Raw genomic sequence first — 21378 nt, forward strand, 5'->3', positions numbered from 1 at the left:
GGCGATCATGTTCAAGCTGATCATTGAAACAGCGGTGCGCCACCGCTGGCTGGTGGTGTTCATGGCGGCGCTGATCGCCGCCGTGGGCCTGTTCCAGCTGGGCAAGCTGCCGATCGACGCCGTGCCGGACATCACCAACCGCCAGGTGCAGATCAACACGGTGGCCCCAGCGCTGACCCCGGAGCAGATCGAACGGCAGGTGACCTATCCACTGGAAACCGCGCTGGCCGGCATTCCCGGCCTGGCCACCACGCGTTCGCTGTCACGCAATGGCTTCTCGCAGGTCACCGCGATCTTCACCGATGCCACCGACATCTACTTCGCCCGCCAGCAGGTGGCCGAACGCATGCGCGAGGCATCGGAAGACCTGCCCGATGGTGCATCACCGATGCTGTCGCCGGTCACCACCGGCCTTGGCGAGGTGCTGATGTGGACGGTGGACTTCACCGCGTTCGATCCGGCCAGGCTGGCCAAGCCCGGTGAAGCCGGCTGGCAGGCCGGCGAGGTCTACCGCACGCCGGAAGGCAACCTGCTGCGCACGTCGGAAGAGCGCGCGACCTACCTGCGCACCGTGCAGGACTGGATCATCGCGCCGCAGATGCGCTCCAGCCCCGGGCTGGCCGGTGTCGATACGGTCGGCGGCTACGTCAAGGAATACGGCGTGCATCCGGACAGCGCCAAACTGGCCGCGCATGGCCTCGGCCTGGCCGACCTGGTCACTGCCCTGCAGCGTTCCAACGTGCAGGCCGGCGCCGGCTTCGTGCAGCGGGCCGGCGAAGGCCTGGTGGTGCGTGCCGATGGCCTGGCGCTGACCACCGAGGATCTTGCACAGGCGCCGGTGGCCACCCGCAATGGCGTGGTGGTACGCGTGGCCGATGTGGCCACCGTGGAACTGAGCCGCGCGCCGCGCCTGGGTGCAGCCAGCCGCAACGGCCACGAGGCCGTGCTGGGCACCGCGCTGATGATTGCCGGTGGCAACAGCCGCACCGTGGCGCAGGCCGCGGCCGCGCGTCTGGAACAGGTGAACACCTCGCTGCCGGCCGACATCGTGGCCGCACCGGTGCTGGACCGCAGTGTGCTGGTCAATTCCACCATCAAGACCGTGGCCCGGAACCTCACCGAGGGCGCGCTGCTGGTGGTGGTGGTGCTGTTCCTGCTGCTGGGCAACCTGCGCGCGGCCACCATCACCGCGCTGGTGATTCCGCTGTCGTTCCTGTTCGCGGTGATCGGCATGAACCGCTTCGGCATCAGCGGCAACCTGATGAGCCTGGGTGCACTGGACTTCGGCATCCTGGTGGACGGTGCGGTGATCGTGGTCGAGTCGACGCTGCTGATGCTGGGCCAGCGCCGCGCCGAACTGGGCCGGACGCTGACCGCGATGGAACGGCTGCGCGTGGCCGCCGATTCCGCGCTGAAGATGGCGCGCCCGGCGGCGTTCGGCCAGCTGATCATCCTGCTGGTGTTCGCGCCGATCCTCACCCTGGAAGGTGTGGAGGGCAAGACGTTCCACCCGATGGCGGCGACCTTCATGCTGGCCCTGGTCGGTGCCTTCCTGTTCTCCTTCACTTTCGTGCCGGCGATGACGGCGCTGCTGGTGCGCGAGCCGAAGCTGAAGGACGGCGATGCACATACGGACGACGGCGAGCACGAGACCAGGCTGATACGCGTGCTGCGTGCGCGCATCGAGCCGGTGATCCGCAAGGCCGTGGCGCATCCGCGCACGGTAGTGGCCAGTGCGGTGATGATGGTGGTGGTGGGCATCGGCTCGTTCTCGCTGCTGGGCCGCGAGTTCATGCCGACGCTGGATGAAGGCAACGTGGCGATGCAGGCGTTGCGCGTGCCGTCGACGTCGCTGGAGCAATCACTGGCCATGCAACTGGCGTTGGAAAAGGTGATTGCCACGCAGCCGGAAGTGGAAACCGTGTTCTCGCGTACCGGTACCGCCGAGGCGGCGATCGATCCGATGCCGACCAACATCTCCGACAGCGTGATCGTGCTGAAGCCACGCAAGGACTGGCCCGATCCGAAGTTGGCCAAGGACGCGCTGGTGGCCCGTTTCGAAAAGCTGGCCGGGCAGCAGCTGGGCAACAGTTTCGAGTTCAGCCAGCCGATCGAGCTGCGCTTCAACGAGCTGATTTCCGGCGTGCGTACCGACCTGGCCGTAATGATCTTCGGCGATGACTTCGGCCAGCTGCAGAAGGTGGCCGACCAGGTGGCGCTGAAGCTGCGTGCGGTGGAGGGCGCGGCCGACGTGCGGGTGGAGCAGATCTCCGGCCTGCCCACGCTGAACGTGGCGATCGATCATGTGGCGGCGGCGCAGTACGGGCTGACTGCAGCGGATGTGAGTGATGCACTGTCCACCGGCATCGGCGGTACCGCCGCCGGCAAGATCTTCGAAGGCGACCGCCGCTTCAACGTGGTGGTGCGCCTGGACGATGCCGCGCGCAACGATCCGGACCAGCTGGCCTCGCTGCCGATCGCCACGCCGTCGGGGCTGGTGATTCCGCTGTCGTCGGTTGCCCGCATCACGGTCAGCGAAGGGCCGAACCAGATCAGCCGCAACAACGGCAGCCGCCGCGTGGTGGTGCAGGCCAACGTGCGTGGCCGCGACCTGGGCGGCTTCGTCGGCGAAGCGCAGGCCGCGGTAGCCGACGTGGCACTGCCGCCGGGTGCCTACCTGACCTGGGGTGGCCAGTTCGAGAACCTGCAGCGCGCGGAAAAGCGGCTGGCGACGGTGGTACCGGTAGTGTTCCTGCTGATCGGCAGCCTGCTGTTCATGGCCCTGCGCAGCGGCAAGGAAGCCATTCTGGTGTTCAGCTGCGTGCCGTTGGCGCTGGTCGGCGGCATCCTCGCACTGCTGCTGCGGGGCATGCCGTTCTCGGTATCGGCAGCGGTCGGCTTCATCGCCGTGTCCGGCGTGGCGACCTTGAATGGCCTGGTGCTGATGCAGGCGATCCGCGAACGTCTGGATGCCGGCGACCTGCCGCTGCAGGCGGCGATCAACGGTGCCTCCAGCCGCATCCGAGCGGTGCTGACCACGGCGCTGGTGGCGATCGTCGGCTTCATTCCGATGGCGATCGCCAGCGGTTCCGGTGCGGAGGTGCAGAAGCCGCTGGCGACGGTCGTGATCGGTGGCCTGGTCACCGCCACCGTGCTGACCCTGCTGGTGCTGCCGACCTTCGCAGCACGGGTGGCCAAGCGGCGGGCGGTAGGCTGAGGTGAGAGGGGGTCGGAGCCCTTTCCACAGGAAAGGGATCCGACCCCGTTACCGGGTCGGATTGCCGGCCAGCGGCCGGCACTACCCGGTACCGGTCAGGCCTTCTTGCGCTCGGCGATGTAGGCCTGGATCTGCTGTTCCAGCACCGGCAGCGGCACCGAGCCCTGCTTGAGCAGGGTGTCGTGGAAGCCCTTGATGTCGAACTTGTCGCCCAGCTCCTTCTCGGCCTGCGCACGCAGGCGCACGATGGCGATTTCGCCCAGCTTGTAGCTCAGCGCCTGGCCCGGCCAGGAAATATAGCGGTCCACTTCGGTGGTCACTTCATGCTCGCTCAGCGCGGTGTGGTCACGCAGGTAGGCCAGCGCCTGCTCGCGGGTCCAGCCCTTGCTGTGCACGCCGGTGTCGATCACCAGGCGCGCGGCGCGCCACATCTCGTAGGTCAGGCGGCCGAAATCCTCGTACGGGGTTTCGTAGATGCCCATCTCCACGCCCAGCTTCTCGCAGTACAGCGCCCAGCCTTCGCCATAGGCGGAGATGTAGGCGTTGCGGCGGAACTCGGGCAGGTTCTTCTGCTCGGCGGCGATCGCGCCCTGCAGCGAATGGCCCGGATCGGATTCATGCAGGGTCAGTGCCGGCAGGTTGTACAGCGGGCGCGACGGCAGGTTGTAGGTGTTGAGCCAGTAGGTGCCCATGCCACCGCGGCCGGCGGTCCAGAACGGTGCGATGTCCGGCGGCACCGGCACGATGGTGAAGCGCGCGCGCGGCAACGTCATGTACTTGCCCAGCTGGCCATCGGCGCGCTTGGAGATCCACGCGGCGCGCGACAGCAGCTCTTCCGGCGTCTTCGCATAGAACTGCGGATCGGTACGCAGGAAGGTCAGGAACTCGGCGAAGCTGCCCTTGAACTTCACCTGCTTGATGATGGCGTTCATCTCGCCCTGGATGCGTGCGACTTCCTCCAGGCCGATGCGATGGATCTCGTCCGGCGACAGGTCCAGCGTGGTGTACTCGTGGATCTGCTGCCTGTAGTAGGCCTTGCCATCGGGCATCGCTTCGGCGGCCAGGGTGGTGCGCGCCTGCGGCACGTACTCGTTGACGAAGAAGGTGCGCAGCTGCTGGAACGCCGGCACCACCTTGCCGCTGATCGCTTCACGCGCCTGCGCCTGCAGCCTGGCCTGTTCGGCGGCCGGGATGCTGTTGGGCAGCTTCTTGAACGGCGCGTACAGCGGCGATTCGGTCGGGTCCTTCAGCTCGGCGACGGTGGCGATGGACACTTCGCGGCCATCCAGCACCGCGCGCGGCACGCTGAAGCCGCGCTTCAGGCCGGCGCGCATGTTCTCGGTCTGCTGGCCGAAGTAACGCGGCACGTCGTTCAGCCGTGCGATGTAGTTCTGGTAGTCCTGCACGGTCTTCATCTCGCGCCGGGCCATGAAGGACAGGTTGGACCAGAACGAGGAATCGGCGTTGAACGGCATTTCGTAGCCGCGCAGGCGCGTCTCTTCGGCCAGGTTGAACACCTGGTCGTGGTAGATCGCGTAGTTGACCTGGTTGTCCGGCGACAGGGTCTTCGGGTCGATCTTCTTCAGCGCGGCCAGGGTCTCGTCCCACACCTTCAGGCGTGCCTGCTGCGCGGCCGGGCCGACGTCGGGCATGCGGGTGGCGTTGGCGGGCGCGTCTTCGTCCTCGCTGGCTTCACCACCTCCCTGCTGGCGCCACTTCCATTCCTTCTCGTACAGCGCGCGGAAGGCGGCATCCGCGGGCGATTCGGTGGCCACGCTGGCGGGCGCGGCGGCGGCGGGCGGCGCGGCCAGGGCCACGGCGGGAGCGGACAGGGCGATCAGCAGGGCAACGGCAAGACGGGTTTTCACGAGCACAGGTTCCCGGGAAGGCAGGCCCCGATGATGGCACCGCCCACGGCTCATGGCATGGGACGAAGGTCCTGCCTGCAGCTTAGGCAGGACCGGGAACCGGCCGCAGGCCGGGGCCCCAGCGCCGAAGGCGCGTGGTAGAGCCGACTGCTAGTCGGCTGCTCTTCGGCCAGACGTGGCAAAGCCCGCGCTCCGCGCGAAAGTCGACTGACAGTCGACTCTACCCACGGCAGACCGCATCCCGGCGCAGCCTCAGTGGCTGGCCCTGTCGCGCTTCCAGCCGCGGTGCTTGATATCCAGGTGCAGGCTGTACAGGGCGGTAAACGCCGGGAACAGGTTCTGCAGCACGCCCACCGAGTCCTGCTTGGCCGAGAACAGGAAGTAGCTCAGCGTCATCAGGCTGCCGATCACGCTCATGTACCAGAACAGGCGCGGGATGACCGGCTTGCCGGCACGCTTGGAGGCAATGAACTGGACCAGCCAGCGGCCGCCGAACATCAGTGCGCCGGTGTAGCCGATCAGCTTCCAGCCGGTCACATGCAGGCCGGTCCAGTACAGCCAGGTCAAGGGCTGATCCAGCCAGTGCAGCTCCAGATCCATCAGCGCTCCTCCACCGCGGTGCGCTTGCTTCGGGTGATCAGCCAGGCCACGCCACGCAGGTCGCGGATGCCGACCAGCGCGCGGCCGAGGTTGTTGTACTTGGACACGCCGGCGGTACGGTGGCGGTGATTGACCGGCACGCTGGTGGTCTTCCAGCCGGCACGCTGCATCAGCGCCGGCAGGTAACGGTGCATGTGGTCGAAGTACGGCAGGTCGAGGAACGCGCTGCGTTCGAACAGCTTGATGCCGCAACCGGTGTCGGGCGTGTCGTCGCGCAGCATGCGCGCACGGATGGCGTTGGCCCACTTGCTGGCCCAGCGCTTGCTGCCGCTGTCCTGGCGGTTGACGCGCCAGCCGGCGAACAGCTTCACCTGCGCCTCGGCGGCGTCGCGTGCGGCGAGCAGCTTGGGAATATCGGCCGGATCGTTCTGGCCATCGCCATCCAGGGTGGCGATCCACGGCGCCCGAGCATGCTTGACGCCGGTCCGCACGGCGGTGCTCTGCCCGCTCTGGTTCACGTGGTGCAGCACCCGCAGTTCCGGCGTGGTCGCCTTCAGTCCCTGCAACACGGCCAGGGTGTCATCGCGCGAGTGATCGTCGATGTAGACGATCTCGAACGGCAGCCGGCCACGCAGCGCAGCGGTGATTTCGGCGACCAGCGGGGCAACATTGTCGCGCTCGTTGAACACCGGGACGACAACGGAAAGCTCGGGTTGGCTCATAAGGCACTCGGCCAAAGGGGGACAAAGACCGCGCATTCTCCGAAACCGAGGTTATCCGAAGATGAACCCGGCGGCGTGAGGATCCGTCCTCAGGCGCGATCACCAAAATACTCGCGGCACCACTGCACCACAGGCGGCAGGCCTTGTTCGATCGGGGTCACCGCATCGAAGCCGAAAGCGTCATGTGCGCGCCGGGTATCGGCCATCGTGCGCACCATGTCGCCGGGCTGCATGGGCTTGTAGACCTTCTGCGCGGGGCGGCCGGCGGCCTGCTCGATCACGCTGATGAAGCGCTCCAGCTCGACCGGCGTATGGTTGCCGAGGTTGAACACCCGGTGCGGCACCGGACCGTCGGCCGGATGCGCGAGGGCGCCGAGGATACCGGAGACGATGTCGGAGACATGTGTGAAATCGCGCTGCATGCGGCCTTCGTTGAACACGTCGATCGGCCGACCGGCCAGCACCGCGCGCGAGAACAGCAGCGGTGCCATGTCCGGCCGGCCCCACGGGCCATACACGGTGAAGAAGCGCAGCCCGGTGGCATGCAGGCCGTACAGCTGCGCGTAAGTGTAGGCCATCAGCTCGTTGGCGGCCTTGGTCGCCGCGTACAGCGAGCGCGGCTGGTCCACGCGCTGGTCTTCGGAGAACGGCGGCGTGGCCGAATCGCCGTAGACCGAACTGCTGGAGGCGTACACCAGGTGCTGCACGCCACGGTGGCGGCACAGCTCGAGCATGTTGACGAAGCCGACCAGGTTGCTGTCGACGTAGGCATGCGGGTTTTCCAGCGAATAGCGCACGCCGGCCTGCGCGGCCAGGTGGATCACCGCGGTCGGCTGCACCTCGTCGAACAGCGCGGCCAGGCCTTCGCGGTCGGTCAGGTCCAAGGTGCGCAGGTCAAGCGCCGGACACAGCGCGGCCACGCGGTCACGCTTGATCTGCGGGTCGTAGTAATCGTTGAAGTTGTCCAGACCGACCACGGCCCGGCCGGCCTCCAGCAGCGCGCGGGCGGTGTAGGCACCGATGAAGCCGGCAGCGCCGGTGAGCAGGATGGTCATCGCGGGTCTCGATCAAAGCACCCCGCTGCCATCGGCGTGGCCGACGTCGCGGGGATGCGTCGGCCGGCGTGATGTGGCGCCGGGCTCAGCCCTGGCGCGTGCGCAGTTTTTCCAGCACGCCGTCCAGGGTGTCCAGGTCGGTGTAGTGGATGATCAGCTTGCCCTTGCCGCCACGGCCGTGGCTGATCGCCACCTTGGCGCCGAGCGCTTCGGACAGCTCGGTTTCCAGCGAGGCGATGTCGGCCTGCTGCACCTTCGGCGTGGCCACCGGACGGCTGCTCGGCACCTTGCCGGCGGCGAAGGCCTGCGCGCGCCGCTCGACCTCGCGCACCGACCAGCCTTCGTCGGCCGCTTCCTGGGCCAGCTTGCCGGCCAGTTCGGGGGCCAGGGTCAGCAGCGCACGGGCATGCCCCATTTCCAGGCGGCGGGTTTCCAGCAGCAGGCGGATCGCCACCGGCAGTTCCAGCAGGCGCAGCAGGTTGGACACCGCCGCGCGCGAGCGGCCGACGGCCTCGGCGGCCTCGGCATGGGTGAGGGTGAACTCGCTGATCAGGCGCTGCAGCGCTTCGGCTTCTTCCAGCGGGTTGAGGTCTTCGCGCTGGATGTTCTCGATCAGCGCCATCGCGATGACGGTGCGGTCTTCCAGCTCGCGCACCACCACCGGCACTTCGTCCAGCCCGGCCAGCTGCGATGCGCGCCAGCGGCGTTCACCGGCGACGATTTCGTAGTTGCCCGCCGGCAGCTGGCGCACCAGGATCGGCTGGATCACGCCCTGCGACTTGATCGAGTCGGCCAGCTCGGACAGCTTGCCCTCGTCCATTTCGCGGCGCGGCTGGTATTTGCCCGGCTGCAGCTGGCCGACCGGCAACTTGCGCAGCACTTCCCCCGGCAGCGGCTCGATCACCGCCGTGGTGGCCTGCACCTGGCTGACCGCGCCCTTCGGGCCCAGCAGCGCGTCCAGGCCACGGCCGAGGCCTCGCTTCTTGGCTGCCGGCTTGCTGCTGGTCATCAGACGGTCTCCACGGCCTTGGTGGCCTTGTTGCGTTCGTTGTTGCGGCGGATGATCTCGCCGGCCAGGCCCAGGTAGGCCACGCCACCGCGCGAGGCGCGGTCGTAGCCGACGATGCTCTGGCCATGGCTGGGTGCCTCGGCCAGGCGCACGTTGCGCGGCACGATGGTGCGGAACACGCGATCGCCGAAGTGCTCGGTGAGCTCGGCCGACACCGCGTTGGCCAGGTTGTTGCGCACATCGAACATGGTGCGCAGCACGCCTTCGATCTCCAGCGCCGGATTGAGGTCGGCACGCAGCGCTTCGATGGTTTCCACCAGCGCGCTCAGGCCTTCCAGGGCGTAGTACTCGCACTGCATCGGCACGATCACCGAATCGGCGGCGGCCAGCGCGTTGAGCGTCAGCAGCGACAGCGCCGGCGGGCAGTCGATCAGGATGTAGTCGTACTCGTCGCGGATCGGTGCCAGCGCGCGCTTCAGCCGCTGCTCGCGCTCGCTCTGCGCCATCAGCTGGATCTCGGCGGCGGTCAGGTCGATGTTGCCGGGCAACAGGTCGTAGCCTTCGGCGGTCTGCACGCGTACATCGGCGGCGCTGGACTCGCCCAGCAGCAGATCGTAGGTGGAGGCGGCCAGCTCACGCTTGTCCACGCCGCTGCCCATGGTCGCGTTGCCCTGCGAATCGAGGTCGACCAGCAGCACACGCTTGGGTGCATTGGCCAGGGAAGCGGCCAGGTTGACGGCGGTCGTGGTCTTGCCGACGCCACCCTTCTGGTTGGCGATGGCGATGATGCGGGCCATGCGGGTGTGCCTCGTCGACGGATGGTTGGGACCGGTCATTATGCGTACAACCGGCCCCTTGCGGAAATCGTGGATCGCCAACCCGTTGTTCCACAAAGGGCTGGCGGCGGGAATCAGGGACCTGTAACGGTGACCAGGTGGCGTTCGCCGGCCAGGCCGGGCACGCTCAGCGGGGTCACCTCGCGCACCTGCCAGCCCGCCGGCAGTTCCGCGATCTCCTCATGCGGGTAGACGCCCTTCATGGCCAGCAGCACGCCACCGGGGCGCAGCAGATGGCCACCGACGCGGACGATGCCGGCCAGGGTATCCATTGCGCGCGCGGTCAGCTGGTCGTAACGGCCGGCCTCGTCCAGCGCCTCGGCGCGCGATTCGGCCACGCGGGCATTGCCCAGGCCGAGCTGGCGCACGGCCTCGCGCATGAAGCGCGCCTTCTTGCCATTGCTCTCGACCAGGGTCACCTGCAGGCCCGGGCAGGCGATGGCCAGCGGGATGCCGGGCAGCCCGGGCCCGGTGCCGAGGTCGGCCAGGCTGCCATCGGCCACGAACGGCTGCATCGCCAGCGAGTCGAGCAGGTGGCGGGTGACCATCTCCTGCGGGTCGCGGATGGCGGTGAGGTTGTAGGTGCCGTTCCAGCGGTGCAGCAGGGCCAGGTAGCGCAGCAGCGGCGGCGCCAGCGCGGCATCCAGGCCCATGCTGGCCAGGCCCTGTTCCAGCGTGGCAGCCACGCTGGCGGGAAGTGGGTGTTCGCTCATGCCGGCATTATCGCCGGTTTTGCGCGCTGATTCCCCGCCTCAGTGCGGATACCAGGCCAACGCCGCCCGGAACTGACCGGTGGCCTGCCATTCGTGCAGGTGCCAGCGCGCGGCCTCGCCCAGTTCCGGGTCGCACCAGCGCAGGTGCAGGGCGCCATCGGCCCCCGGCGCCAGCTGCAGGCGGTGCAGGCCGAACGAGATACCCTGGCCGTGCGCCTTCAGCATCGCTTCCTTGGCGCACCACACGCGGAAGAACCAGTGTTCGCGGTCGGCCTGGTCCAGGCTTTCCAGCCACGCCACCTCCTCCGGGTGGAAGAAGCGCTGCACGATCTCCAGCAGGCGGGCGCGCGGCCGCAGCAGTTCCAGGTCCACGCCCAGCCGCACGCCTTCGCCCAGCGCCACCAGCAGCACCTCGCCGCTGTGGCTCCAGCCAGTGCCGTAGTGGGCCAATGCGCCGCTCAGTTCCGGCCGGCCCTTGTCATCGCGGACCAGCGGCAGCGTCTCCGGATCGGCCCCGAGGGCCTGCGCCAGCACCTGCCGTGCCTGCGGTTCGCCGCGATGGCCGGGCACGTGCGGGCGCCGCCAGACCGTCACCGGACCAAAGCGCCACGGGCCGTCGAGGGTGGCTGGCAGGCTCATGCGCACGCGCCCGTCACACGATTGCACGACGGGTTCACGGCCGTGCGCGTCAACTGGTCACCGTTCCCCACCGGAGGTTCGATCATGGGCATCATCATCTGGCTGATCGTCGGCGGCATCGTAGGCTGGCTGGCCAGCATCATCATGAAGCGCGATGCCCAGCAGGGCATCATCCTCAACATCGTGGTCGGCATCGTCGGCGCGCTGATTTCCGGCTGGCTGTTCGGCGGCGGCATCAACGAAGCGATCACCATTCGAACCTTCCTGTTCTCGCTGATCGGTGCAGTGATCCTGCTGGCGATCGTCAATCTGTTCACCCGCAAGAGCATACGCTGACACGGCGGTAGCGCCGGCCGCTGGCCGGCGGGCCTTTCAGAACGGGCCCGGCAATCGCCGGGCCTAGTTCATTCAACCGATCTGTACCCACGCCGGCGCATGGTCGCTCGGGCGTTCCCAGGTGCGCGGCTCGCGGTCGATGCCCGAGGCCACCGCACCGCTCTTCAGCGCATCGGAGACCAGGGTCAGGTCGATGCGCAGGCCCAGGTTGCGACGGAAGCCGGCGGCGCGGTAATCCCACCAGCTGAAGGTACCCGCCTCGTCGTTGTGCAGGCGGAAGCCATCGTGCAGGCCCAGCTGCAGCAGCTTGGTGAGCGCGCCGCGCTCGGCGGTGGAGGTCAGGATGTGGTTGTCGTTCCACACCTCCGGGTCGTGCACGTCGCGGGCGTCCGGGGCGATGTTGAAGTCGCCCATCACGATCAGCTTCGGGTGGCGCTGCAGCTCCTGCGCGACCCACGCATGCACCGCTTCCAGCCAGCGCAGCTTGTACTCGTACTTGTCGGTACCGATGTCCTGGCCGTTGACCACGTACAGGTTGATCACCCGCAGGTCGCCGAAGGTACCGGCGATGACGCGCTTCTGTTCGTCCTCGAAGCCGGGAATGCCGATCTGCACGTCCTGTGCAGGCTCACGCGACAGCAGCGCCACGCCGTTGTAGGTCTTCTGGCCGGCGAACACGCTGCGGTAGCCGGCGGCGATCAGCGCAGAGTCGGGGAACTTGTGGTCCTCCAGCTTGGTTTCCTGGATACCGACGATGTCCGGGCCGAACGCCTTGAGCCACTGCTCCAGGTGCGGCAGGCGGACATTGAGCGAATTGACGTTCCACGAGGCGATTTTCATGCGGGCATTCTACCCGGGTGGCCGGGATGGGGCTCGGCTCTACAGAAGAATCGGGCCGGGCCCTGATTCAGCAGAGCCACGCCCTGCCTGGGTTCACCGCAGCAGCAGCTTCAACAAACCCGCAATCTTCGAATACGGCGGCCGCAGCCGGTCGCTGGCCGCCCAGCGCGATTGCCACAGCACCGCCAGCCGCTTGCTCATCGCATCGAACCCGGCCCGGCCGTGGTAGGCGCCCATGCCGCTGGCCCCCACCCCGCCAAACGGCAGGCCATCGGCGGCGAAGTGCAGCAACGTGTCATTTACCGTCACGCCACCGGCCACCACCTGGCCGAGGATGCGCTCCACCGTGGCCGTGTCATGGCTGAAGGGATACAGCGCCAGCGGCCGGTCGCGGGACAGCACGTCGGCCAGCGCGGCATCCAGATCCGGATAGGCCCGCACCGGCAGGATCGGCCCGAAGATTTCCTCGCGCATCAGGTCCAGATCGTCGGGCGGGTCCAGCACCACGGTCGGCACCAGCAGACGCTCGCGGTCGGCGCGCGCCTCATCCACCTGCGCCAACGGAATCACCGGCACGCCACGTTCGCGCGCCTGCACCAGATAGCCCTGCAGGCGCTGGTACTGGCCCTCGTTGATGATGCGCGTGTAGTCGTCGGCATTGCTGAAGTCGCCATAGCGTTCGCGCACCTGCTGCTGCAGCGCCTGTACGAACTCGCGCTGGCGGACCGTATCGATCAGCACATAATCCGGCGCGATGCAGGTCTGGCCCGCGTTGAACCACTTGCCGGTGGCCAGCCGCGCGGCGGCTTTGTCCAGCGGAAAATCGCGGCAGACGATGGCCGGCGACTTGCCGCCCAGCTCCAGCGTGACCGGCACCAGATGCTCGGCGGCGGCGGCCATCACCTTGCGGCCCACGGCCGTCGAGCCGGTGAACAGCAGATGGTCCAGCGGCAGCGAGGACACCGCCGCGGCCACATCCGCCCCGCCCTGCACCACCGCCACCCGATCGGGCGGGAACACGCTGGCCAGCAGATCGGCCAGGAACGCGCTGGTGCGCGGCGTGTGTTCCGAAGGCTTCAGCAGTACGTGGTTGCCCGCAGCGATGGCGGTGACCAGCGGCACCAGCGCCAGCGTGACCGGGTAATTCCACGGTGAGATCACCCCGACCACACCCAGTGGCGTCGGCCGCAGCTGCGCGCGCGCCGGCCACAGCTTCCAGCCGGCCCGTACGCGCTGCGGCTTCGACCAGCGCCGCAGGTGGCGGCGCAGGTGGTCGATGGCCGACAGCACGCTCATGCCATCGGCCAGCTTCGATTCGGTGTGGGCGCGGTGGCCGAAGTCCTCGGCGATGGCCGTGGCCATTTCGTCCAGGCGTGGCTTCAGCGCTTCGCGGAGGCGGCGCAGGTCGGCTTCACGCTGGTCCAGCGAAGGGCGCTGCGACTGCCAGGCACTGCGCAGGGAGTGCAGGATGGCGGGAAGGTCGGTTGGGGCGGTGGTGGTCATGGGCCGATTGTAGGGTCGAGCCGTGCCCGGCTCGCATGCCAACCTTCACGCCGTGGCACGGGGTCTCATTCGGACACCTCCCGACCGCCTTGCATGCGTTCACCCCCTCATGCAAACCCGTCCATCACTACGTCTTCTGCTGGTCGGTAGGTTGTGCCGGGCAAGACTGGGGTTCTGGCAACTCAAGCGGAATCTTGATCGGGTACTCGGGGCTGCCGTAGGCATAACAGGAGGTGGTGACCTGAATCTCATCGCAGGGCAGGAAATGTACGGTGATGCCGCAGACGTCCTGGCCGGTGTAATCCGGGACGGAGACGACTTTGCTATGCCTGCGCTTCTGCGCCAGGATTTTCTTCTCCCACTCCAGAAATTTTGGCCAGTCTCTGGTTCCAGGAAAATCTCTCGAGCTTCCGGCACCCGTTTCCCAGTCAACCCGCACCGTCAGCCCAGAATGCCAGCGTTCTGGTGCGCTGTAGCAGCACCCTCCACCGCCGCCTTGATATCGGCCAATGCTGTCAACGGCTGAACGGCCATCGACACTGAACCGGTTGATCGCCCAGTGGGTGTGGTTGACACCATAGATCGCACTCGCATCCACAGCATAGGCAGATAGGAGCAGAGGTGGGCCGGCAAGAAATGCCAGCACCACGCGCTTCAGAACAAACATCATTGAAACCCCATAATGTATAGCCCTCATACTTTGTCCGAGGGAACGAATGCGCTACTCAGGCGCAAACTCCAGCCGCCAATCACGCAGGAACTTGACCTCCCGCGCGATCAGTGCTGATCCTGCTGCGGACGCGTCGGATAACTGTTCGCCCGACATTGGAATCCTCTTCAGGGGGACATTCCGATCACCTACGAAGAAGTGGGGCGTAAAGCAGTAAGGCTCATCGCCCGATTCCGTGGGCTGCTTCACCAACGTCGCAAACACGGCATTCGTCGGCATGCTCGGTTTGGCGCCTGAGCACCACGGATGCGACGAGACGATGTCCTGAATCCGCGCACCAGCCCGACGGAACTCCGTGGGACTGAAAACCTTGCCGAGAGAGACTCGATGCACCCGATAGGTGTCGACTTCCGGTTGCGCCTCGACAAGCCATCCTGAGTTGTCATGCGATGTGCAACTGCAATCGCAGGTCACCAGTGTTGCGCTTGGTACGGCGTCGTTCCAGGACAGCCAGACCGTCTCTGTCTCGCATAGTTGCTTGATCACGGGCGATCTTTCCTCGACTCGCAGGCTTCCCTGCCGTGTCGCGTCGTCGGCAGCTACATGCGTTTCTGCGCCAGCCGCTGACGCTGAGACAGTGATGATCGCTGCCAGAAGTACCCTGCGCATTCCCCGATCCGATTCGATGAATCACACATGCTATGGGGCGTACGGATGAACAAAGGGAGTTCGGGCCATTTGCGTCAGACGTTGGCAGTTCTTGCTAGAAGTCCCCGTCTTCCGTGTGGCTGGATACGTCATCCCGCACCGGTACGATCAAATACTGGGCTGATATGTAGATTCGTACTTGTTTCATTGCCGCACGACGTCAGCGCGCTGAAGGTAGTATCCCACCTCCAATAACATGCGTAGATGCGACGCGTATTTGCATTTCTGACCGGATGTCTTCTCGTGGCCGGAGCTTCCGATGCCAGCGAGCAGTCCATTGATGTCGCGGCAGTCGGCCTGAACGCCGAGCGCGGACACATCGACGGCATTGAGCGCTGTCTGTTCGCGTCTGCGGAACTCTGTGCCGCGCGTTGCGCGGTCGCCGAGCATGGCTCGGCGCTACAGGGAAAAGAAAAGGCCGCGGTCTGCACCGCGGCCTTTCCTTCATCCGGTGAACATCATTCCTACTTGGTGATATCCACGTTCTTGGTCTCGCGCAGGAACAGGCCGCCGATCACCACCGACATCAGTGCGATCGCAATCGGGTACCACAGGCCGTAGTACAGGTTGCCGGTACCGGCCACCAGCGCGAACGAGATCGCCGGCAGGAAGCCACCGAACCAGCCGTTGCCGATGTGGTACGGCAGCGACATCGAGGTGTAGCGGATGCGGGTCGGGAACAGTTCCACCAGGTAGGCGGCGATCGGGCCGTAGACCATGGTCACGTACAGCACCAGCAGCCACAGCATGAAGATGGTGCCGGCGATGTTGATGCGCGCACCATCGGCCTTGGCCGGGTAGCCGGCGGTGGTCAGCGCGGTCTTCAGCTCCGCGCCGAACGCATCGGCCTTGGCCTTGCCTTCTTCCTTGGTCAGGCCAGCGGCCTCATACGAGGTGACGCTGGCACTGCCCACGTTCACCATCGCCAGCGAACCGGCGGCGGCGGGCTGCACGTCGTACGGCACACCGGCCTTGGTCAGCGCGGCGGTGGCCACGTCGCAGGAGCTGGTGAACTTGCGCAGGCCCACCGGATCGAACTGGAACGAGCAGGTGGCCGGGTCGGCGACGACCAGTGCCGGGGAGCTGCTGCGCGCTTCTTCGATGGCCGGGTTGGCGAAGTGGGTCAGGCCCTTGAAGATCGGGATGTAGGTGATGGCCGCCAGCAGGCAGCCGGCCAGGATGATCTTCTTGCGGCCGATGCGGTCGGACAGCCAGCCGAAGAAGATGAAGAACGGCGTGCCCAGTGCCAGCGCTGCGGCGATCAGCAGGTAGGAGGTGGTGGCATCGACCTTCAGCATGCTGCTGAGGAAGAACAGCGCGTAGAACTGTCCGCCGTACCAGACCACGGCCTGGCCAGCCGCCGCACCGAGCAGGACCAGCAACATCAGCTTCAGGTTGCCGCCCTTCAGGCTGTCGCGGAACGGGGTCTTGGAACCCTTGCCTTCAGCCTTCATCTGCTGGAACAGCGGCGATTCGCTCAGCTGCAGGCGGATCCATACCGAAATGCCCAGCAGCAGGATCGACACCAGGAACGGGATGCGCCAGCCCCAGGCCTCGAACGCCTCGTTGCCCAGGGTCATGCGGCAGGCCAGGATGATCAGCAGCGACAGGAACAGGCCCAGCGTGGCGGTGCACTGGATGAAGCTGGTGTACAGGCCGCGCTTGTCGTCCGGCGCGTGCTCGGCCACATAGGTGGCGGCACCGCCGTACTCGCCGCCCATCGCCAGGCCCTGGGCCAGGCGCAGGATGATCAGGATCACCGGTGCGGCAAACCCGATCGAGGCGTAGTTGGGCAGCACGCCGACCAGGAAGGTCGAGATGCCCATGATCAGGATGGTGACCAGGAAGGTGTACTTGCGGCCGATGCGGTCGCCGAGGCTGCCGAAGAAGGCAGCGCCGAACGGGCGCACGAAGAAGCCGGCGGCGAACGCCAGCAGGGCGAAGATCATGCCCGTGGTTTCATTGACGCCACTGAAGAACTGCTTGGCGATGATGGCCGCGAGCGAGCCGTACAGGAAGAAGTCATACCACTCGAAGACCGTGCCGAGGCTCGAGGCGAAGATGACCTTCTTGTGGCCCTTGGTCAGGGTGCCCGCTTTATGTGCGGTGCTGGGTGTACTGGACATGGGACGCTTCCCCTCCGAAGCAATCGTTGTTGGTGGGTGCCGACCGTTGGTCGGCACTCAATTCGGTAGATGCCGACCTTGGCCGGCACCCCATCTCGGTAGGTGCCGGCCGCCGGCCGGCACGCTCTTAGAAGCTGTACTTCGTAGTGAACTGCAACCGGGTGATGTCACCCTTGTTGCCGTTCTCCACTTCGCGACGGCCATACATCAGCTCGGCGCCGATATCGACCTTGGGCAGCGGCGAATAGAAGATGTTGCCGCGGATGCTCTGCACGCTCTTGGTCACCAGCGGGCCGAGGATGCTGTCGTTGTCGTAGTCGCTGCGCGCGTAGATCAGGTTGGTGCGCAGCTTCGGCGAGAACGCATGCCGCCAGCCGACATAGCCGGCCAGCACGCCGGTCGGGTTGAGTTCGTCGCGGGCCACGTCATAGGCGCTGTCGGCAGTGATGCCCAGGCCGATGTAGCGGGCGATGCCTTCGCCACCGGTCAGCTGGTAATGCAGCGAATCGCTGTCACCCATCACCCACTTGCCACCCAGGGTCAGGCCGCCGGCCACCTTGTCGGCCTTCGCGCCGGTCGCCTGGTTGTCGACCTTCAACTGGCGGACGATGCCGCCGACACCGAAGGTGCCCCAGTCGCCCTTCCAACCATAGCGCAGGGTCAGGTCGGGCAGGCTGCCACGGTCGGAGTTGGCGCTGGCGTTGGTCCAGGCGCCGGTGACCGGGTTGCGGGTGCCGGTGAGGGTGGTGGTTTCCGGGTTTTCCAGCGCGACGCTGAAGCCACCCTGGGTGTAGCGCACCTGCGCCTGGCGCACGAAGATCACGCCGTCGGTGGGGCCGACGAAGTCGACCGCTTCGGGTAGTGCGGCCGCGTCCATGAAGTTGGACCAGGTCTGGCCGGCCAGCCAGTTGTTCCAGTACATGTAGGCGTGGCGCAGGGTCACGCCGTAGGTATTGGTGGCGGTCTGGTTGCCCAGTGAGTTGCCGAAGAAGTCCATCTCGAAGAACGCACCGGCCTTGTTGCCCGATTCGCTGACGTTGTCGATGCCCAGGTTGAAGCGCGAGAACTTGGCATGGGCGTTGAAATCGGTGCCCGACCGCTTGCCGCTGCCGCCAGCGCCTTCCACCGGGGTCTGGCCCGGCAGGTACAGCGAGCGGCCGGTGGCGTCGTCGGCCAGCTGGCCATCGCTGGTCTGGGTGGCCAAGAAGTCGGCCTTGATGAAGCCGCCGATCTTGACCGTGGTGCCCGGTGCCGCGCCCGGGGTGAGGGTGGTGACCTGGATCGGCTGCTTGCCGGCCGGCACCTGTGCGACCGGCTTCTGCCCGGCCTGCACCGTGCGGACTTCGGTCACCGCCTGCTGGGTCTGGCTGATCTGGGTCTGTTGTTGTTGCTGCGAAGACAGCAGCAGCTGGACCTGGCGTTCCAGTTCGGCAACGCGTGCTTCCAGTGCCTTCTCTTTGGCGGTCTCTGCGAACGCCATGCCCGGTGCGACCAAGGCGACCAGCAGGCAGGCCGCCAAAGGTGTGCGCACGGCTTTCAACGTACGGTGGCTCATGTTGCCCTCTCTCCCAAGTGGCAAGGTGATGCCGCGCGTGGGGCACGGTCGAGCCGAGACTGCGGGGCGATTATGTATAGCGGCTATTCGCCATTGGTCGAACCCGGCCCTGCAGGGCGCTCACTTTCGACCATGGTCTAACCAGGGTGGTGACGCGGCCGGGGGTGGATGGGGCAAACTGAGGGGGATCGGTCGTTGCGATGCTGCGACCGCACATACAAAGTCAACGTGCAAGTGAGGGTGCCATGGCTGATATCTACCCCGTCGATCCGCAGTTCGCCGCCAAGGCACGCATCGACAAGAAGACCTATGAACAGCAGTACCAGGCGTCGGTAACCGACCCGGATGGATTCTGGGGCAAGGCCGCCGAGCGCCTGCAATGGATGCGCAAGCCGACGAAGATCAAGAACGTCAGCTACGACCTGTCCGACTTCCACATCAAGTGGTTCGAGGATGGTGAGCTCAATGCCAGCGTGAACTGCCTGGATCGCCAGCTCGAGACGCGCGGCGACAAGACCGCCCTGCTGTTCGAGCCGGACGGCCCGGATGCACCGGCCCAGCACGTGACCTATCGCGAGCTGTATGAGCGCACCTGCCGCCTCGGCAATGCGCTGCGCAACCTCGGGGTCAAAAAGGGCGACCGCGTCACCATCTACCTGCCGATGATCATCGATGCTGCGGTGGCCATGCTGGCCTGCGCGCGCATCGGTGCGATCCACTCGGTGGTGTTTGGTGGCTTCGCGCCGAACTCGATCGCCGACCGCGTCAGCGACTGCCAGAGCAAGCTGATCATCACCGCCGACGAAGGCTTGCGCGGTGGCCGCAGGATTCCGCTGAAGGCCAACGTTGATGCCGCGCTGAAGCTGCCGGGCACGAACACGGTTGAAACCGTGCTGGTGGTGCGCCACACCGGCGGCGCGGTGGACATGCAGGCCCCGCGCGACCGCTGGTTCCACGATGTGGTGGACAGCCAGCCGTCCACCTGCGAACCGGAACGCATGAACGCGGAAGACCCGCTGTTCATCCTCTACACCTCCGGCTCCACCGGCAAGCCGAAGGGCGTGCTGCACACCACCGGCGGCTATCTGCTGTATGCGGCCTGCACCCATGAAGCGGTGTTCGACCTGCGCGAGGACGACATCTACTGGTGCACCGCCGACGTCGGCTGGGTCACCGGCCACAGCTACATCGTGTACGGGCCACTGGCCAACGGTGCGACCTCGCTGATGTTCGAAGGCGTGCCGAACTATCCGGACACCTCGCGCTTCTGGAACGTCATCGACAAGCACAAGGTGAGCATCTTCTACACCGCCCCGACCGCCATCCGTGCGCTGATGCGCGAAGGCGAGGAGCCGGTGAAGAAGACCTCGCGCGCGTCGCTGCGCCTGCTCGGCAGCGTCGGCGAGCCGATCAACCCGGAAGCCTGGCGCTGGTACTACGAAGTGGTCGGCGACAGCCGCTGCCCGATCGTCGATACCTGGTGGCAGACCGAGACCGGCGGCATCCTGATCTCGCCGCTGGCCGGTGCGATGGACCTCAAGCCGGGGTCGGCCACCCTGCCCTTCTTCGGCGTGCAGCCGGCGCTGGTCAATGCCGATGGCGAGATCCAGGACGGCCCGACCGAGGGCAACCTGATCATCCGTGACTCCTGGCCGGGCCAGATGCGCACGGTGTACGGCGACCACCAGCGTTTCATCGATACGTATTTCCGCACCTACCCCGGCAGCTACTTCACCGGCGACGGTTGCCGCCGCGACGAGGACGGCTATTACTGGATCACCGGCCGCGTCGACGATGTGATCAATGTGTCCGGCCACCGCATCGGCACCGCCGAAGTGGAAAGCGCGCTGGTCTCGCATCCGAAGGTGGCCGAAGCGGCGGTCGTGGGCTTCCCGCACGACGTCAAGGGCCAGGGCATCTACGCCTACGTCACCTTGGTGGCCGAAGAGGCGCCGAGCGATGAGCTGCACAAGGAACTGATCGCCTGGGTGCGCAAGGAGATCGGCCCGATCGCCACACCGGACCACCTGCAGTGGGCGCCGGGCCTGCCGAAGACCCGCTCGGGCAAGATCATGCGCCGCATCCTGCGCAAGATCGCCGAAAACGCACCGGACCAGCTCGGCGACACCTCGACCCTGGCCGATCCATCGGTGGTGGCGTCGCTGGTGGACGAGCGCAAGGTGCGATGACGTACGACCCGGGGTCGGATCCCTTTGCTCAAGGAAAGGGCTCTGACCCCATCTGCTTTCCCCCACGGTTCCCCCCGACCATGACCACCCTCCTGATTGCCGATGACCACCCGCTGTTCCGCGAAGCCCTGCGCGGCGCCGTGCAGCGGGTCATCCCGGGCGTGCAGCTGTTCGAGGCCGACAGCGTGGAAGCGCTGTACGCGCTGGCCGACCAGCACAACGACGCCGACCTGGTCCTGATGGATCTCAACATGCCCGGTGCGCAGGGCTTCAACGCACTGGTGCACATGCGCTCACTGCACCCCCAGCTGCCAGTGGTGGTGGTGTCCGCGCGCGAAGAAGCCACGGTGATGCGCCGCGCGCTCGACCACGGTGCGCTGGGCTTCATCCCGAAGTCTGCGGATTCGGACACCATCGGCCATGCGCTGGGCACCATCCTCGATGGCGAGACTTGGGCACCGCCGGAAGCGCACAACGTGCCGCCCACCGGCAGCGAAGAACGCGAAGTCGGCCAGCGCCTGCGCGAGCTGACCCCGCAGCAGTTCCGCGTCCTGCAGATGCTCGGCGCCGGCCGCTTGAACAAGCAGATCGCCTACGACCTCAACGTCTCCGAAGCGACGATCAAGGCCCACGTCACCGCCATCCTGCGCAAGCTCGGCGTGACCAACCGCACCCAGGCCGTGCTGATGGCCGGCAAGCTGGCGATCGACGACGACGCCATCGTGCTGCCGCCGGAAGAAGACTGAAGGTGACGGACTGCGGAGCCGAGCATGGGCTCGGCCCTACAGACGT

General features: G+C 66.5%; 19 protein-coding genes. 4 read left to right on the plus strand and 15 right to left on the minus strand.

Translation table 11 applies throughout. The features are described from left to right. Positions 1-7: 7 nt before the first annotated feature. Positions 8-3217: a CusA/CzcA family heavy metal efflux RND transporter gene (locus WDC87_RS05400; protein ID WP_252745422.1), complete on the plus strand. Its 3210-nt coding sequence runs from the start codon at positions 8-10 to the stop codon at positions 3215-3217. Positions 3218-3312: 95 nt separating this feature from the next. On the opposite strand, the gene WDC87_RS05405 is transcribed toward WDC87_RS05400, so the two are convergent. The 8 genes from WDC87_RS05405 to WDC87_RS05440 all read right to left on the minus strand — a co-directional run bounded on the left by WDC87_RS05405 (position 3313) and on the right by WDC87_RS05440 (position 10659). Continuing rightward, positions 3313-5085, minus strand: coding sequence for a DUF885 family protein (locus tag WDC87_RS05405; RefSeq protein WP_252745421.1), 1773 nt, complete (start codon positions 5083-5085; stop codon positions 3313-3315). A 252-nt stretch (positions 5086-5337) separates the two neighbouring features. Further along, on the minus strand, positions 5338-5685 hold the full coding sequence (locus WDC87_RS05410) for a lipid-A-disaccharide synthase N-terminal domain-containing protein (RefSeq protein ID WP_049415940.1): 348 nt from the start codon (positions 5683-5685) through the stop codon (positions 5338-5340). Next, the gene (locus WDC87_RS05415) at positions 5685-6407 is read right to left on the minus strand and encodes a glycosyltransferase family 2 protein (RefSeq protein ID WP_005420380.1); all 723 of its coding nucleotides are present in this window, start codon (positions 6405-6407) and stop codon (positions 5685-5687) included. Before WDC87_RS05415 ends, WDC87_RS05410 begins: the two co-directional genes overlap by 1 nt. 89 nt (positions 6408-6496) lie before the next feature. After that, a complete protein-coding gene (locus WDC87_RS05420; RefSeq protein WP_088496653.1) occupies positions 6497-7462 on the minus strand; it encodes an NAD-dependent epimerase/dehydratase family protein in 966 nt (321 codons plus the stop codon). A gap of 85 nt (positions 7463-7547) precedes the next feature. Beyond that, positions 7548-8471 carry a ParB/RepB/Spo0J family partition protein gene (locus WDC87_RS05425; RefSeq protein ID WP_049415931.1) on the minus strand — a complete coding sequence of 308 codons (924 nt, stop codon included), beginning with the start codon at positions 8469-8471 and terminating at the stop codon, positions 7548-7550. Continuing rightward, positions 8471-9268: a ParA family protein gene (locus WDC87_RS05430; RefSeq protein ID WP_088496652.1), complete on the minus strand. Its 798-nt coding sequence runs from the start codon at positions 9266-9268 to the stop codon at positions 8471-8473. Before WDC87_RS05430 ends, WDC87_RS05425 begins: the two co-directional genes overlap by 1 nt. Before the next feature lie 113 nt (positions 9269-9381). Next, entirely contained in the window at positions 9382-10020 is a 639-nt protein-coding gene (gene rsmG / locus WDC87_RS05435; protein ID WP_012481632.1) for a 16S rRNA (guanine(527)-N(7))-methyltransferase RsmG, read from the minus strand. A 39-nt stretch (positions 10021-10059) separates the two neighbouring features. Then, entirely contained in the window at positions 10060-10659 is a 600-nt protein-coding gene (locus WDC87_RS05440) for a 4'-phosphopantetheinyl transferase superfamily protein (protein ID WP_061480448.1), read from the minus strand. Positions 10660-10743: 84 nt separating this feature from the next. Between WDC87_RS05440 and WDC87_RS05445 the strand changes: the two genes are divergently transcribed. Continuing rightward, positions 10744-10995 carry a GlsB/YeaQ/YmgE family stress response membrane protein gene (locus WDC87_RS05445; protein WP_005411656.1) on the plus strand — a complete coding sequence of 84 codons (252 nt, stop codon included), beginning with the start codon at positions 10744-10746 and terminating at the stop codon, positions 10993-10995. Between the two features lie 72 nt (positions 10996-11067). Here the strand turns inward: WDC87_RS05445 and xth are convergent, their stop codons facing one another. The 7 genes from xth to WDC87_RS05480 form a co-directional block, all read right to left on the minus strand. Beyond that, complete coding sequence (gene xth, locus WDC87_RS05450; protein WP_151355349.1) at positions 11068-11835, minus strand: exodeoxyribonuclease III; 768 nt, start codon at positions 11833-11835, stop codon at positions 11068-11070. Between the two features lie 93 nt (positions 11836-11928). Next, positions 11929-13338, minus strand: coding sequence for a coniferyl aldehyde dehydrogenase (locus tag WDC87_RS05455; protein ID WP_252745420.1), 1410 nt, complete (start codon positions 13336-13338; stop codon positions 11929-11931). Positions 13339-13465: 127 nt separating this feature from the next. After that, positions 13466-14005: a DUF3304 domain-containing protein gene (locus WDC87_RS05460; RefSeq protein WP_088496649.1), complete on the minus strand. Its 540-nt coding sequence runs from the start codon at positions 14003-14005 to the stop codon at positions 13466-13468. A 54-nt stretch (positions 14006-14059) separates the two neighbouring features. Continuing rightward, positions 14060-14554, minus strand: a complete 495-nt coding sequence (locus tag WDC87_RS05465; RefSeq protein WP_252745419.1) for a hypothetical protein — start codon at positions 14552-14554, stop codon at positions 14060-14062. Positions 14555-14860: 306 nt separating this feature from the next. Beyond that, positions 14861-15106, minus strand: coding sequence for a hypothetical protein (locus WDC87_RS05470; protein WP_088496647.1), 246 nt, complete (start codon positions 15104-15106; stop codon positions 14861-14863). Between the two features lie 74 nt (positions 15107-15180). Next, positions 15181-16842, minus strand: a complete 1662-nt coding sequence (locus WDC87_RS05475) for an MFS transporter (RefSeq protein ID WP_049412037.1) — start codon at positions 16840-16842, stop codon at positions 15181-15183. A gap of 127 nt (positions 16843-16969) precedes the next feature. Beyond that, a complete protein-coding gene (locus WDC87_RS05480) occupies positions 16970-18397 on the minus strand; it encodes a DcaP family trimeric outer membrane transporter (RefSeq protein WP_057494015.1) in 1428 nt (475 codons plus the stop codon). A gap of 245 nt (positions 18398-18642) precedes the next feature. Here WDC87_RS05480 and acs point away from each other — a divergent pair, with 245 nt between their 5' ends. Together acs and WDC87_RS05490 are read left to right on the plus strand one after the other, a co-directional pair. Beyond that, complete coding sequence (acs, locus tag WDC87_RS05485; protein ID WP_252744796.1) at positions 18643-20586, plus strand: acetate--CoA ligase; 1944 nt, start codon at positions 18643-18645, stop codon at positions 20584-20586. A gap of 80 nt (positions 20587-20666) precedes the next feature. Further along, entirely contained in the window at positions 20667-21332 is a 666-nt protein-coding gene (locus WDC87_RS05490) for a response regulator transcription factor (RefSeq protein WP_005420420.1), read from the plus strand. The last annotated feature ends 46 nt before the right edge of the window (positions 21333-21378 follow it).

Origin of the sequence: Stenotrophomonas maltophilia group sp. Smal12 (genome assembly GCF_037079935.1) — a bacterium.
In the GTDB taxonomy this organism is placed as follows: domain Bacteria; phylum Pseudomonadota; class Gammaproteobacteria; order Xanthomonadales; family Xanthomonadaceae; genus Stenotrophomonas; species Stenotrophomonas sepilia.